14 protein-coding genes are annotated in these 15,557 nt (G+C 35.1%); 3 read left to right on the top strand and 11 right to left on the bottom strand.

From position 1 onward, the window contains the following. The first annotated feature begins 1 nt into the window (after position 1). From P177_RS04395 to P177_RS04385, 3 genes are all read left to right on the top strand, one after another. Positions 2-514 carry a DUF1648 domain-containing protein gene (locus P177_RS04395; protein WP_036152206.1) on the top strand — a complete coding sequence of 171 codons (513 nt, stop codon included), beginning with the start codon at positions 2-4 and terminating at the stop codon, positions 512-514. Next, positions 514-1,947 carry an SDR family oxidoreductase gene (locus tag P177_RS04390; RefSeq protein WP_036152205.1) on the top strand — a complete coding sequence of 478 codons (1,434 nt, stop codon included), beginning with the start codon at positions 514-516 and terminating at the stop codon, positions 1,945-1,947. The genes P177_RS04395 and P177_RS04390 overlap by 1 nt, the downstream gene beginning before the upstream one ends. Positions 1,948-2,060: 113 nt before the next feature. After that, positions 2,061-2,927 carry a lysophospholipid acyltransferase family protein gene (locus tag P177_RS04385; RefSeq protein ID WP_036152204.1) on the top strand — a complete coding sequence of 289 codons (867 nt, stop codon included), beginning with the start codon at positions 2,061-2,063 and terminating at the stop codon, positions 2,925-2,927. A gap of 8 nt (positions 2,928-2,935) precedes the next feature. Here P177_RS04385 and P177_RS04380 read toward each other — a convergent pair whose 3' ends face one another. The 11 genes from P177_RS04380 to P177_RS04330 all read right to left on the bottom strand — a co-directional run bounded on the left by P177_RS04380 (position 2,936) and on the right by P177_RS04330 (position 15,553). After that, the gene (locus P177_RS04380) at positions 2,936-5,104 is read right to left on the bottom strand and encodes a xanthine dehydrogenase family protein molybdopterin-binding subunit (RefSeq protein WP_036152195.1); all 2,169 of its coding nucleotides are present in this window, start codon (positions 5,102-5,104) and stop codon (positions 2,936-2,938) included. Between the two features lie 3 nt (positions 5,105-5,107). Beyond that, positions 5,108-5,599 carry a (2Fe-2S)-binding protein gene (locus tag P177_RS04375; RefSeq protein WP_036152193.1) on the bottom strand — a complete coding sequence of 164 codons (492 nt, stop codon included), beginning with the start codon at positions 5,597-5,599 and terminating at the stop codon, positions 5,108-5,110. Between the two features lie 9 nt (positions 5,600-5,608). Then, on the bottom strand, positions 5,609-6,211 hold the full coding sequence (locus P177_RS04370; protein ID WP_051941708.1) for a hypothetical protein: 603 nt from the start codon (positions 6,209-6,211) through the stop codon (positions 5,609-5,611). Positions 6,212-6,319: 108 nt separating this feature from the next. Then, complete coding sequence (gene ctlX / locus P177_RS04365; protein WP_036152192.1) at positions 6,320-7,249, bottom strand: citrulline utilization hydrolase CtlX; 930 nt, start codon at positions 7,247-7,249, stop codon at positions 6,320-6,322. 38 nt (positions 7,250-7,287) lie between these two features. Continuing rightward, complete coding sequence (locus P177_RS04360) at positions 7,288-8,202, bottom strand: dimethylarginine dimethylaminohydrolase family protein (RefSeq protein WP_036152189.1); 915 nt, start codon at positions 8,200-8,202, stop codon at positions 7,288-7,290. Positions 8,203-8,296: 94 nt separating this feature from the next. Continuing rightward, entirely contained in the window at positions 8,297-9,583 is a 1,287-nt protein-coding gene (locus P177_RS04355) for a citrate synthase (protein ID WP_036152187.1), read from the bottom strand. Between the two features lie 114 nt (positions 9,584-9,697). Further along, the gene (locus P177_RS04350) at positions 9,698-11,233 is read right to left on the bottom strand and encodes a glycogen synthase (protein WP_036152185.1); all 1,536 of its coding nucleotides are present in this window, start codon (positions 11,231-11,233) and stop codon (positions 9,698-9,700) included. 119 nt (positions 11,234-11,352) lie between these two features. Then, entirely contained in the window at positions 11,353-12,645 is a 1,293-nt protein-coding gene (gene eno / locus P177_RS04345) for a phosphopyruvate hydratase (RefSeq protein WP_036157781.1), read from the bottom strand. A 100-nt stretch (positions 12,646-12,745) separates the two neighbouring features. Then, the gene (gene carA / locus P177_RS04340; protein WP_036152183.1) at positions 12,746-13,873 is read right to left on the bottom strand and encodes a glutamine-hydrolyzing carbamoyl-phosphate synthase small subunit; all 1,128 of its coding nucleotides are present in this window, start codon (positions 13,871-13,873) and stop codon (positions 12,746-12,748) included. Positions 13,874-13,967: 94 nt separating this feature from the next. Next, positions 13,968-14,501: a 50S ribosomal protein L17 gene (rplQ, locus tag P177_RS04335; RefSeq protein WP_036152175.1), complete on the bottom strand. Its 534-nt coding sequence runs from the start codon at positions 14,499-14,501 to the stop codon at positions 13,968-13,970. A 59-nt stretch (positions 14,502-14,560) separates the two neighbouring features. After that, positions 14,561-15,553 (bottom strand): DNA-directed RNA polymerase subunit alpha, encoded by a 993-nt coding sequence (locus P177_RS04330; protein ID WP_036152173.1) that lies wholly within the window; start codon positions 15,551-15,553, stop codon positions 14,561-14,563. Positions 15,554-15,557: the final 4 nt, after the last annotated feature.

Below are 15,557 nucleotides of genomic sequence, written 5' to 3'. Positions count from 1 at the left end.
TATGTTCACAGATTTACCCAAAATAGATATAAAACTTACTAAAAATCAGCAAAGACAAATTGCTATTGGGTGGATCATGATAGTAATCAATTTTATAATTATTGGCATTTTTTATACTGATCTACCAGATAGCATTCCTGCACATTTTAATTACAAGGGAGATGTAAATGGTTATGGTCATAAAGATTCAATTTGGACTCTTCCTATTATAATGGCATTAACCTATACCCTTTTATTTCTAATTATTAAAAAGGTAAAGCCATGGAATATGAATTACCCTGTTAAAGTAACAGAAAACAATGCTCCAAGAATTTATAAAATGTCATTGCAAATGCTGATATACATGAACTTGTTAATATCGATTATAGCCACTCCAACTATTATGGAAACTATTTTACAAGCTCATGAAATCAACTTAGGTTTTAAAATATCAAGTCTATCCATAATTATTGTAGCTATCGTAACCCTACTACCCCTTTATTACATTTTTAAAATGTTCAAAATACCCAAATAATGAAAATACTACTTACAGGAGCCAATGGTTATATAGGTATGCGCATTCTACCGCAGCTATTAGAAATGGGGCATGAAATAGTTTGTGCTGTACGTGATGAAACCAGACTTTCTGTAGATAAAGAGACTAGGCAACAAATAGATGTCATAGAAATTGACTTTTTAGAAGAACCAAAAGAAAATGTAGTCCCCAAAGATATTGATGCCGCTTATTTTCTAATTCACTCCATGAGTTCGTCAACACAAGATTTTGACGAAATGGAGGCTAAAACTGCTGAAAACTTCAACAAATATGTTGCAAACACACAAATTCAACAAGTAATTTATTTGAGCGGTATTGTGAATGATAATAATCTTTCTAAACATCTACAATCTAGAAAAAATGTAGAAGATATTTTATATCAAGGTAACTTCAAGTTAACGGTTCTAAGAGCAGGTATCATTGTAGGATCAGGAAGTTCCTCTTTTGAAATCATTCGCGATTTGTGTGAAAAATTACCGGTTATGATTACGCCGAAATGGGTATTGACAAAAACGCAACCTATTGCCATACGTGATGTCATTACATTTCTAACAGGTGTATTAGGAAATGAAAAAACATATAATGATTCCTTCGATATTGCCGGACCCAATGTAATGACCTATAAAGAAATGTTACATAAATATGCCGAAGTCAGGGGATTTAAAAATTGGATTTGGACCGTACCTGTGATGACTCCAAAACTGTCTTCTTACTGGTTATATTTTGTAACCTCAACCTCATATAAACTAGCGTTGAATCTAGTGGACAGTATGAAGATCGAAGTAGTGGCAAAAGACACGCGATTACAAGATATTCTCGGTATTACTCCCCACACCTACAAAGAAGCCATTGATTTAGCCTTTAAAAAAATTGAACAGAATTTAGTGATTAGTAGCTGGAAGGATAGTATGATCAGCGGTAGGTTTGTTGATAATCTTGAAAAACATATTCAAGTACCAAAATATGGCGTGTTGAGAGATTACAAACAATTGAAAATTTCCAACCCAGAAGTAGTATTGGAACGTATTTGGAGTATTGGCGGTGAAACCGGATGGTATTACGGAAACTGGCTTTGGAAAATCAGGGGTTTTTTAGATAAGCTTTCTGGTGGTGTTGGTTTAAGACGAGGCAGAACACATCCAGACAAAATATTTGCCGGCGATTCACTTGACTTTTGGCGTGTATTGCTAGCGGACAAAAAAGCGAAAAGATTATTATTATTTGCTGAAATGAAGCTACCTGGCGAAGCATGGTTGGAATTCAAAATTGATGATAATAGCGTACTGCATCAAACCGCAACATTTAGACCACGTGGTTTACGCGGTAGATTATATTGGTATAGCATAGTGCCTTTTCACTATTTTATATTTGGTGGCATGATCAGAAATATTGCTAAAACCGACCACGATTAATTTTAAGCTAAAGAGTTATTTTTTTATTCTTTAGAGTAATATCCATTTCATTTATACGACTAGTATTGTAAGCGTTTTTAGGCAGCACCAATCACTATCGTAATTTTTTAAAGATGAAATACTTACGTTTCTTCCCATTTTATGTTTTATCAATTTTACCTTTTTGGGCAATATATATCATATCTGACATCACCTTTTTTTTAACGTACTACGTACTTGGTTACCGAAAAAAAGTAGTGTGCAAAAACTTACATGTAGCTTTCCCCAATAAGACAGAAAAAGAAATCAACAGCATCGCAAAAAAATTTTACAGGCATTTCTGCGACATGTTCTTTGAGGCAATCAAACTATTGACCATTAAACCAAATGAGATTCAAAACAGGTTTAAAATCAATAACCTATCCCTATTGACCAATCACCTAAAAAACAATGAAAATATTATGCTGTACACCGCACACCAAGGCAATTGGGAATGGCTTACTACAGTACCTCTATTTCTAAATGTAAACTGCAATACTTTATACAAACCATTATCTAATACCTACTTCAACGATTTGTTCATCTTGATGCGAGAACGTTTTAATGTGCATTGTATTCCTAGCAATGAAGGATACCGCCATTTACTTCATTTAAAAAATAACGACATCGTTTCCATGAATTGTGTAATTGGCGATCAAAGTCCGTTAGGGAAATCTGGTAAGCAACAAACCATTTTCTTTAATCAGCAAACCTCTTTTTTTACAGGTGCTGCCAAAATAGCCAAGAAAACAGACTCGGCAATTTTCATTCCTTATCTAAAGAAAATAAAACGCGGCTCTTATGAACTTTTCTTCGAGAACATTGTTAACCAAGCAGCCACTTTAAATGAACAGACCATTATTGATTTATATGCCAATAAGTTGGAAAAGGTCATTGAAAAATACCCTGAATTGTATTTATGGACTCACAAAAGATGGAAGCGTGATGGGATTACCTATTAAAATTATGTTTAGGTAGAAAGTTTAAGTGGCAACTGGGTCAAGCGTTCGCCCGTTAATCTTCTAACAGCATTAGCAATGGCGGCACCAATAGGTCCTAATGGAGGCTCCCCTACAGCACCGGGAGTATCTTTACCTTGCAGCAATACCACATCAATTTCTTTAGGTGCATTCTTCATCAAAGCCATTTGGTATGGTCCATAGATCGTAGGAGTTAATTCCCCATCCTCCACAAACATTTGCTCGTAAAGCACAGCACTCATTCCCATGATTACACAACCTTCACATTGGGCACGTATCTGATCAGGATTTACTGCTAAACCAGGATCCATAGCCACGGTTACCTTATGCACTTTAATTTCATTTTCAACAATAGAAACCTCAGCTACTTGAGCACAAGGTGTATTTGCATCTATGGAAGCGGCGAACCCCATTGCACGACCATTAACAACTTCTTCTTTATAATTTGCTTTTTCGGCTGCAGCCTTAATAACATTTTTTAAACGTATATCTATTGGCTCTTCACCTATTTGATGCAGTCTAAAGTCTACCGCATTCTTATTGGCCTTTAACGCCATTTCATCTATAAAACTTTCCATAGCAAACGTATTAGCTAACAAGCCCAAACTACGCCACCAACTGGTTGCAAATGGTAACACTACATGCCAATACACCGTTTTAAAATTAGGAATAGCTGTATACTGAATGAATCCACCACGAATAGCACCAACATCTGCACCTAAAAAGTTAGTAAGTGCATTAGGTATCAAGGCAGAATCCGTAGCCACATCGCCGCTCACAAATTCGTGTTCAAGCGTATCTAAATATCCTTCACTATTCAATTTACCTTTGATAATATGATGTGTTGGCGGGCGAAACATGTCATGCTGAAATTCTTCCTTTCTACTAAAAAAGTATTTTACCGGTTTACCCACAGCTTTAGACATTACCGCGGCTTGCACTGCATGTGGTGTATGTAACCTTCTACCAAATCCGCCACCTAAATAAGTAGGTACGATATTTACCTTATCGGTATCTAAGTCTAAGCGTTTTGCAACCTCTTTTCTAGTAATGCTTACAACTTGCGTTGAAATTTTAATGGTAGCACTGTCACTTTCAACAAAAGCAACAACTCCATTAGGTTCAATTTGGGCATGTGCTCCAATAGGGCTTCTAAATTCTAGAGTTTCAAATTCATCATCTTCGTCAAAAGCATCACCGTTTTTCTGTATCGTAGTAGAGTTACCGTTACCTACCGTCATCATTTTAGTAATGGCAGCAGTATCTAAATTCTCATAACTTTCCCAAGTTACATTAATGGCATCTTTGGCGTGCTCGGCCTCTATCATAGAATTTGCGACTACTCCTACAAAATCATCTTCAACAATTATCTTCACCACCCCAGGCATATTCTCTGCTGCAGAAGTATCTGCACTTACAAAAGTTGACCCAATTTTAGACGGTCTAACCACAGCGCCATAAAGCATATTTGGCATATCTGCATCCATACCAAAAATTGGATCTCCGTATACTTTCGCATCCAAATCTACCCTAGCAATAGGTTTACCAATATATTTATAGTCTTTAGCGTTTTTTAACGAAGGAACATCTGGCACTTCCCAATTTTCAACTCCTTCAGCAGCCTGCGCATAAGTAAGTGTTTTTCCGTTACCGGATATGACACCGTCCTCAACATTAAGTTCATCAATACCAACATTCATTTTACGGGCAGCCTCTTTAATAAGCATAACTCTAAGCATTGCAGCAAGTTCCCTTAAGGGTTTCCATAGTCCAGAAATTGAAGTACTACCGCCTGTAGCAAAACTATCCACATTACCGGTAGATGAAGCAGCATGAACAACTTTTATCTGGCTCATAGAAACAGAAAGTTCATCAGCGGCCATTTGGGCTATTCCCGTAAATGTTCCTTGCCCCATTTCCATTTTAGGAGAATGCAATAGTATCTCATTGTTATTGGTCACTTCAAACCACACCATAGGTTTATCCGTATTATCGGTATATGGCGCTTCAAGAGAGTTTGCAAATCCTAACAACTCTCTACGGATGGGATTTCTAAAAATGTATGCACCAACTGCAACCACACCAATAGTACCTAATCCACCTTTTACTAGAAACCTACGTCTAGATACTTTCTTTGAACCTTTTTCTTTATCAGCCATGGATTACAATTCTTTAGATTCCTTATTTTCTTTTTCAAACTGCAAATTAGCTGCTTTATGTATTGCCTTTCTCATGCGATAATAGGTACCGCAACGACAAACATTTATAATATTCTTATCTATATCTTCATCTGTAGGCTTAGGCACCTTATTTAAAAGGGCAGCCGTTGCCATCATAAAACCTGGTTGGCAATAGCCACATTGCGGCACAATTTCTTCAATCCAAGCTTGTTGAACAGGATGAGGGTTTTCTCTGTCTCCCAACCCTTCAATAGTAGTAACTTCTTTACCTTCTGCAAATTTTACAGGATAGGAACATGAGCGCACCGCTTCACCATCTACATGTAAGGTACAGGCTCCACAAGCCGCTTTTCCACAGCCAAATTTCGTGCCTTTTAAGTCTAGCGTATCTCTAACTACCCAAAGTAAAGGCGTATTTTCATCTGCTATATCAACAGTTTTTAATTCACCGTTAACAGTTAAGGAAATTTTCATAAAATTTTATTATTTAGAAGGTATTACCGCCCCGTTAGCAAACCAGTTTTCAACAGCTTTTTTAAAATCTTCTTTAGAAACCGGAGGCAAAGTTCTTTGTTCTCCATTTGCATGAACACCTGGCTCCCATGCCCAAAGCACTAAATCATCTTCGGTCATATGTTTAACAAGTTCCTCATGACTTCTGTTTCCATTGGTGTTTTTATCCAATAAACGTTCTGCGATTTCTTTTCTTGTTAATCCTTCCCACGCCATTGAAGCTGGCGCTAATGCCCAATGTGGTGCACCGGGAACTCCAGAATTTAAATTATTTTCAGATTGATGACAGGTATTACAATTAGTAGCCTCAAAGCCATGGTCATCTTTTCCCCTTGCCATACCAAAATAATGCGGATGACTATCATCACCTTGCTTTGGGATGTTATCACTAGGATGACAATTCATACAACGCTGATGGGTAAGTACATCCATCATCATATTATAATCATTATTAGAACTTTGAGATTGCTCTTCTATCATTTCATAAGCTGAAATTTTAGGAGTATTTGCCAATGCAAACAACAAACCCACAACAGTTAATGCTAGAAAAATATAAATTGGCTTTATTTTCATAGTGATTATTAAAATGTAAAAAACATCTAACCTCTTTGAAGATAGCGAATACTTCACAAAAAAGTTACCCCATTATAATATATAATTTTAACAGGGTAAATATTTTATTTAGTTCTTTGGAAGAAAAACTTCTGCCATCATACAGCGAGCACTACCGCCACCACATGTTTCAATAGTATGAAGAGAGCTATGTAAAATAGCACAGTGATTTTCAATTTGAGCAACTTGTTTTGGTGTTAAACTATGGTAAGCCGCAGAACTCATGACCATATATCGCTTATCATCACTACCCAAAACCTGTAGCATATTACCCGCAAATTGATGCATCTGTTGCTCGGTAATAACTATGACTTCCTTTCCATCTTTTTTAAGATGCTCCAATACATTTTTTCTTTCTTTCTTATCATCAATAGAATCTGTACAGATAACGACGAAATTTTCAGCCAGAGCCATCATTACATTCGTATGATAAATAGGCAATCGCTTACCATCAACAGATTGATTAGCCGTAAATATGACCGGAAAGAAATCAAAATCTTCACAAAACTCAATAAACAACTCTTCGTCTGCACGTTCAGATAATGCACAATATGCCTTATTGTTTACTCTATCTATTAATATACTACCGGTACCCTCTAAAAACAATTCTTCTTCTTCAGCAGAAGTATAATCGACGACATCATTGATTTTAAAACCGTTATGTTCTAAAATCTCGAAAATATCATCTCTACGTTCATTTCTTCTATTCTCTGCAAACATAGGATAAACACCTACTGTACCGTTGGCATGAAAAGAAATCCAATTATTTGGAAAAACGCTATCTGGAGTATCAGGTTCTTTGGTATCCTGCACAACGATAACATTTACTCCCTTATTTTTTAATACGGAAACAAATGCATCGAACTCCTCTTGAGCTTTCTGATTTATTTCTTGATTCTTCATATCAATATCTTCCATAAAGTAGTTATTGACAGCGGTCTGCTCATTCATTCTGAACGACACCGGGCGAATCATCAGTATTGTATTTGTTATTTGCATAGGGGTACTTATTAAATTGTTGTTTGTTGATTTATAAATTATGCTCTGATCAAGGGTAATGTACTACAACGCAATAACCCTTCTTGCTTTGATATTTCAGCATACGGAATTTCCTCTACTGTAAAACCTTGTTCCCGTAACCAATTATTTAAACGTGTAAAGCTTTTTTCAGAAACAACCACTTCTGGTGAAATAGAAAATACGTTACTGTACATATGATACATTTCTCTAGCATCAATTTCAAAAACATTTTCCTTTCCAAAAAAATCTACCAACCATTGGTATTCCTCTTCTACTAAAAATCCATTTTTATGAATAATAGCTTTTCCTTTCCCTAAAGGTTGAAAACAGCAATCTAAATGCAATGCGTTTTCTTGAGCAATGGTGTTAGACTTGCGCAATTCAAAAGACTTAATTGTTTTATGTGGAAATTGTTTGGTCAAATATTCAACGGCAGCTTTATTTGTTCTAGCAGTTATGTATGTAGCATAATCAGACGCCGTATAGGTACCTACAAAAATATAATCGTTCCAAGGCATGACATCACCACCTTCAACATGAACATTTTCAGGCGGAGTTAAAATGTTGTCATCATCAATCTTGTCAAGCACATGTAAAATTGCTTCAACCTCTTGCTCACGGTCAGGTAATATATTGGCTTTGATTAATTTATCTTCAATAACAAATGCGATATCTCTAGTAAAAATCTGATTACAATCTTCAAGAATTTCAGGTCTAAAAACCTTAACATCATATTTCTCGAACACTTCTCTAAATGCTTCCATTTCCGCAATCATATCAGATTCAGTTGGGTAGGTACCAGCTTTAATATGTTCTTTTGATTTTGGATCGTAAGCTTCTTCTATAGTAGGAGTTGGTCCAGAACTTTTGGCTATACCTAGAACAACTGCCTTTAAAGTGGAAATTTCATCATTAACATTTAACTGTAGCATATGTATTTATTTAAATCTGAATTAAAATTTGGCACAAAAAAAAAGCTCCTTTACAATTAAAAGAGCTTTTTGTTTTTTTATTAACGGTAGCAATCTACCTCTTGTCCAGTTCGACAAAAGATCTTAAATTTTCACCAACATAAACCTGTCTAGGTCTACCAATTGGTTCACCATTCAATCTCATTTCTCTCCACTGTGCAATCCACCCTGGTAATCTACCTAAGGCGAACATTACTGTAAACATTTCTGTTGGAATTCCTAAAGCTCTATAAATAATACCTGAGTAAAAATCTACATTAGGGTATAATTTTCTATCTACAAAGTACTGATCTTCTAATGCTTCTTTCTCCAAACCTTTTGCAATATCCAAGATAGGATCATCTATACCTAAATCTGCCAAAACTTCATCAGCCGCAACTTTTATAATCTTAGCACGTGGGTCAAAGTTTTTATAAACTCTGTGCCCAAAGCCCATTAATCTAAAAGGGTCTGATTTATCTTTGGCTTTAGCCATATATTTTTTGGTATCACCACCATCAGCTTCTATAGCCTCAAGCATTTCCAATACCGCCTGATTGGCACCACCATGTAATGGTCCCCAAAGTGCAGAAATACCTGCAGATAAGGATGCAAACAAACCAGCATGAGAAGAACCTACTATACGTACGGTACTCGTAGAACAGTTTTGCTCGTGATCCGCATGTAATATCAACAACTTATCCAATGCCTCTATTACAACTTTGTTCTTTTTATAATCTTGATTAGGACGTTTGAACATCATTTTATGAATGTTCTCTACATAACCTAAACTATCATCACCGTAATCTAACGGAAGACCTTTCTTTTTACGTAAAGTCCAAGCTACAAGAACAGGGAATTTTGCAAGAATACGTACAATAGCATGGTACATATCATCATCAGAACTTACATCTACAGTAGAAGGGTTAAATGCAATTAATGCACTTGTCAATGATGACAAAACACCCATTGGATGAGCAGATTTTGGAAAACCATCCAATATCTTTTTCATCTCTTCATCTACATGAGACTCATCTTTTATATCCTTATGAAACTTAGCCAACTCTTCTTCATTTGGCAAGTCTCCAAAAATCAATGCATAAGCTACTTCTAAGAAATCCGCTTTCTCTGCTAATTCTTCAATTGAGTAACCTCTGTAACGTAAAATACCTTTTTCGCCATCCAAAAAAGTAATTGCACTTTCACAAGATCCTGTATTTTTAAAACCTGGATCAATAGTTATAATTCCTTTGGTTGCAGAACGCAATGATTTGATATCGATTGCAAGTTCATCTTCGGTTCCCTTAATTACAGGAAACTCGTATTTTTCACCATTATATTCTAAAATAGCTTTGTCTGACATTTTTATTTTTACGTTTTAAATACTTCTCGTAAAGTTAACAAAACAGGATTGGTCTACCAATTTCAAAAATCTGTTTTGGGTAAAATTAACAATAAGTACTATGAATAGCTTTCATTACAACAGATATAGCGACTCGTAATATGCATCTAAAGATTTTTCCCAAGTAAAACGAGCTTTTTTTGCATTCGCTTTAATCTTCTTCCAAGCGTCTTTATCTTCTTCCCACAGGGTCAATGCCTCATCAAAAACCTTAACCATATTTTCTATTTGCTCATCATAAGTTTCACCACCAAAAGCAAATCCTGTTTTTAAATGGTCCACGGTATCTTTTAATCCGCCAGTATGATGCACCAAACAAGGGTTACCATTTCTCATAGCCAACATTTGACTTATACCACAAGGCTCAAATAGACTAGGCATGAAATACAAATCTGTTTCTAAATACATAGAATCTATCAAATCTTCAGATTGCCCGTTAGTAAACACAAAATTTTTATGATGGTAGCTCATATGACGAAAGAATTCTTCATAATCTGGATCACCGGTCCCCAATAGAATAAATATACCATCTATCTCATTTAACCTGGCAAGCATTTTTTCAAAAGCTTCAGGAGATCGTTTTAAAAAATAGAATTTCTGTTCTGTTAATCTAGCTACGCTAGAAACTATAAATTTAGGTCTATTACCTACGAACTGCATAATCTTCTCACCTGTATGAGCTAGAAAATCAGCTTTATATTTCTTTGAATTTTCTTGAAGCCATCTAAATATAGCTTTAACCGTATTTCTATATAAAAATCCTTTTTCCGCTACTCTTATATTACCATAATTACTAGCATTTAGAATACCAAAAAGACGACCTTCATTATCTGCTTTCAATAAATCGTTCTCCAAACTTTCACCTCCAATAAATTCTGGTCTTCTACTTGGCAATAGCACATCTTCTTTGTAAGATGGTGAAACCGTATGTACCGCATCAGCTAGGCGTATACCTACCGCCATTAGATTGATACAATCTTGATATCTAGAATCCATTAATGCAGTATGATCTAACTGTACTTCTGGAAACCAATTATTCACGGAAGCATAATTATTATAAAAAGGACGAATACCCTGTATTGCCAAATTATGTATGGTATACACATATCTCATCTTTTTTAAATCTTGATAATTTGGATGATATGTTTTTATAAACAAAAGTGCAGCAGAATGCCAATCATGCATGTGTACAATATCCAAATCACCAAAAGCTCCTATTTTAATTGCTTCTGCAGTAGCTGTGCAAAATATGACAAACTTTATAAAATCATTAAAAAATGGTTCTGTTGGATCGTCGTGATAAATATGAGCTATACCGCCTTCTACAATTTCAGGATGATGTATAACATAATGTGTAATGTTCTTATCTACTCTCTTTGGAATAACCTCATACAATTCTGCCGTATATGGCATACCCCTAAGACTAAACTCAAGTTTTGTCTTAAAAATTCCGTTTTTATGTAATCTAGAGTATGAGGGTACAACTACGTGAACTTTATCTTCCCGCTTGGATATTTCTCTAGGGACGTCTCTTACAACGTCACCCATTCCACCAGCTTTACAATCAGGAATGGCATCATTCTCTGCGGAAACAAAAAGAAAATTATTCATACGCTAACAAAGAGGGGTTATTATTGATTTATTCTCAAAAGGTAGTTAAAGTTTTGAAGTACGCCAAAAAAAAAAGCCTTTCTCGAAAGAAAGGCTTAATTATATATTTCAATTAGAAATTAATCTAATTTGAAAGCCTTTTCTTGTGGGTAGTAAGCTGTACTTCCTAATTCTTCTTCTATACGAAGTAATTGGTTGTACTTAGCCATACGATCCGATCTTGAAGCTGAACCAGTTTTTATTTGACCTGTATTCAATGCAACAGCTAAATCAGCAATTGTATTATCTTCTGTTTCTCCAGAACGGTGAGACATTACTGAAGTATAACCAGCGTTTTTAGCCATATTTACAGCAGCAATAGTTTCCGTTAAAGTTCCAATTTGGTTTACTTTAATCAATATTGAATTAGCAATACCTTTTTCAATACCTGTAGATAGACGTTCAACATTAGTAACGAATAAATCATCACCTACTAACTGAACCTTATCGCCAATTTTATCGGTCAAAGATTTCCAACCATCCCAATCATTTTCATCCATACCATCTTCAATAGAGATTATAGGATATTTAGCACTTAAATCCGCTAAGTATTGGGCTTGCTCTTCAGATGTTCTAATTACACCCGATTCTCCTTCAAATTTAGTGTAGTCATATTTTCCATCAACAAAGAATTCTGCTGCAGCACAATCTAAAGCAATCATTACATCGTCACCTAAGTTGTACCCTGCATTTTTCACTGCTTTTGCTATAGTATCCAAAGCATCTTCAGTACCACCTGCAAGGTTTGGCGCAAAACCACCCTCATCACCTACTGCAGTACTAAGACCACGATCGTGTAATACCTTCTTTAGGTTGTGAAAAATCTCTGTCCCCATTTGCATTGCATGTGTAAAGCTTTTTGCTTTAACCGGCATTACCATGAACTCTTGAAACGCGATTGGCGCATCTGAGTGAGAACCACCATTTATAATGTTCATCATTGGTACAGGTAACGTATTAGCGCTAACACCACCAATATATCTAAAAAGAGAAAGACCTAATTCATTTGCAGCAGCTTTCGCAGCAGCTAATGAAACACCTAAAATTGCGTTAGCTCCTAATTTAGATTTATTTGGTGTACCATCTAAATCTATCATAGTTTGATCTAAAAGATTTTGATCAAACACACTCATTCCTAAAATTTCTTCTGCTATAATACTGTTTACGTTATCAACAGCTTTACTTACACCTTTACCCATGAAAGATTTACCACCATCACGTAATTCAACAGCTTCATGCTCACCAGTAGAAGCTCCAGAAGGAACCGCAGCTCTACCCATTACACCATTTTCCGTAACTACATCTACTTCAACAGTTGGATTACCTCTAGAATCTAAAATCTGCCTTGCGTGAACATTTAATATAATACTCATTTTAATCTTTTTATTTGTTGTTTGTAAGAAGTAAAGATACAAAACAGGGAAATCACTGGGTTTGTTTAAACCCAACATTTCCCAATTAATTAATGTTAATTTAAACTATTTCGTTATGTTTTGAACTTTTCTCAATTAATTTGAAAAAATCATCAAAAAGGTAATCAGCATCATGGGGACCCGGACTTGCTTCTGGGTGATATTGCACAGAGAATACATCCTTATCTTTCATACGAATACCAGCAACCGTCTTATCATTAAGATGTGTATGTGTAATTTCTAAATTCTCATTAGCCTCTGTTTCTTCCCTATTAATTGCAAAGCCGTGGTTTTGAGAAGTAATCTCTCCTTTACCTGTAATCAAATTTAGTATTGGATGATTAATACCCCTATGTCCATTATGCATTTTATAAGTTGAAACTCCGTTTGCCAAAGCTAAAACTTGATGACCTAAACAAATACCGAAAAGAGGCTTTTCTGTTTGTATCATTTTCTTCACTGCAGATATGGCATCAACCAAAGGCTCTGGATCACCAGGACCATTAGAGATAAAAAATGCATCAGGATTCCAAGAGGACATTTCTTCAAAACTACTGTTAAAAGGAAACACCTTTACATAAGCTCCACGCTTAACAAGATTTCTTAAAATATTCTTTTTAATACCTATATCAAGTGCTGCAATTTTGAAAGTAGCATTTTCATCACCAACAAAATAGGGTTCTTTCGTAGAAACTTTAGAAGCTAACTCTAGTCCTTCCATACTTGGCACTTCACTTAACTGTTTTTTTAAGTCTTCTATGTTATCTATGTCCGTAGAGATAACAGCATTCATTGCTCCATTATCTCTGATATAACTAACTAAGGCGCGTGTATCTACATCAGAGATTGCAAATAATTCATTTTTATCCAAAAAACCTTGCAAACTATCATCTGCCAATGGTCTAGAATATTCATAGCTAAAATTTCTACAAACTAATCCAGATATCTTAATAGACTCAGATTCAACTTCATCTTTATTTACACCATAATTACCAATATGTGCATTAGTAGTTACCATAATTTGCCCAAAATAAGAAGGATCAGTAAAAATCTCCTGATAACCTGTCATTCCCGTATTGAAGCACACTTCTCCAAAGGCAGTACCTTCTTTATCGCCAACAGATTTTCCATAAAAGATAGTACCATCTGCAAGTAATATAATAGCTTTTCTCTTTGCCTGATATTTCATTTTAGTCTTATAATTTATTCGTTCACAAAAAAACATAAAAAAAGGATAAGCTAGAAAGCTTATCCTTTTTCATTATTAATATTTATCGACAATTTTATTCCTTAGAATCATCTGTCTTAGCTTCTGTTTCTGTTTGAGCTTCTTCAACTTTAGTTTCTTTCTCTGCAGAAACTGCAGCCGCATCACTACCACCTGATCTTCTACTTCTTCTAGTAGATTTCTTCTTAGGCTTACCAGCATTATACAATTCGTTGAAATCAACTAATTCTATCATTGCCATATCAGCGTTATCACCTAAACGATTACCTAATTTGATAATTCTAGTATAACCACCTGGTCTATCTGCAACCTTTTCAGATACTACACTGAACAATTCTGTTACAGCATACTTATCACGTAGATTCTTAAAAACGATACGTCTATTATGAGTACCTTTCTCAGCACTAACATTATTTTCCGCTTTTGATTTTGTAATCAAAGGCTCAATAAACTGCTTTAAAGCTTTAGCTTTAGCAACTGTAGTGTTGATTCTTTTGTGCTCGATCAAAGAACAAGCCATGTTTGCTAACATTGCTTTTCTATGAGCAGTCTTTCTACCTAAGTGGTTAATTTTTTTACCGTGTCTCATGTTTTAATTTTATCATCTTGCTACCAAACTCGACAGAACGAGGAGCAAAATATGATTATTTAATCTTTATCTAATTTGTATTTTGATAAATCCATACCAAAACTTAATCCCTTGTTAATCACAAGTTCTTCAAGTTCAGTTAAAGATTTCTTACCGAAGTTTCTAAACTTCATTAAATCATTCTTATTGAAGGAAACTAAATCTCCTAAAGTATCAACTTCAGCAGCTTTTAAACAGTTTAGAGCACGAACAGAAAGGTCCATATCAACTAATTTAGTTTTCAACAATTGTCTCATGTGTAAAGACTCTTCATCATAAGTCTCAGTCTGAGCAATTTCATCAGCTTCTAATGTAATACGCTCATCAGAGAATAACATGAAGTGATGTATAAGAACTTTTGCTGCTTCAGTTAAAGCATCTTTTGGATGAATTGATCCATCTGAAGATATTTCAAAAACCAACTTTTCATAATCGGTTTTTTGCTCTACACGAAAGTTTTCAATACTATATTTTACATTCTTAATTGGCGTAAAAATAGAATCAACAGCTATTGTACCTAATGGTGCACCAGATTTCTTATTTTCCTCTGCAGGAACATAACCTCTACCTTTTTCAATAGTTATCTCCATATTGATACTAACTTTAGCATCCATATTACAAAGAACTAAATCCGGATTTAAAACTTGATATCCAGAAATAAACTTTTGAAAATCACCAGCAGTTAATTGATTCTTACCACTTACAGAAATTGAAACAACTTCGGCTTCAGAATCTTCTATTTGCTTCTTGAAACGAACTTGTTTCAAGTTTAATATAATCTCTGTTACATCTTCAACAACGCCAGGTATGGTAGAAAACTCATGCTCTACCTTATCAATCCTAACCGAAGTAATTGCATGACCCTCTAAAGAAGAAAGCAATACTCGTCTTAATGCATTCCCAACAGTTAATCCATAACCAGGTTCCAAAGGGCGAAATTCGAACTTCCCTTCGAAATCAGAGGAATCGATCATTATTACTTTATCGGGTTTCTGAAAATTAAATAATGCCATAATT

It is taken from the genome of Maribacter forsetii DSM 18668, from assembly GCF_000744105.1.
Classification (GTDB): domain Bacteria; phylum Bacteroidota; class Bacteroidia; order Flavobacteriales; family Flavobacteriaceae; genus Maribacter; species Maribacter forsetii.
The sequence above is the reverse complement of the archived record's forward strand: the minus strand, read 5'-3'. Positions and strand labels throughout refer to the sequence as shown.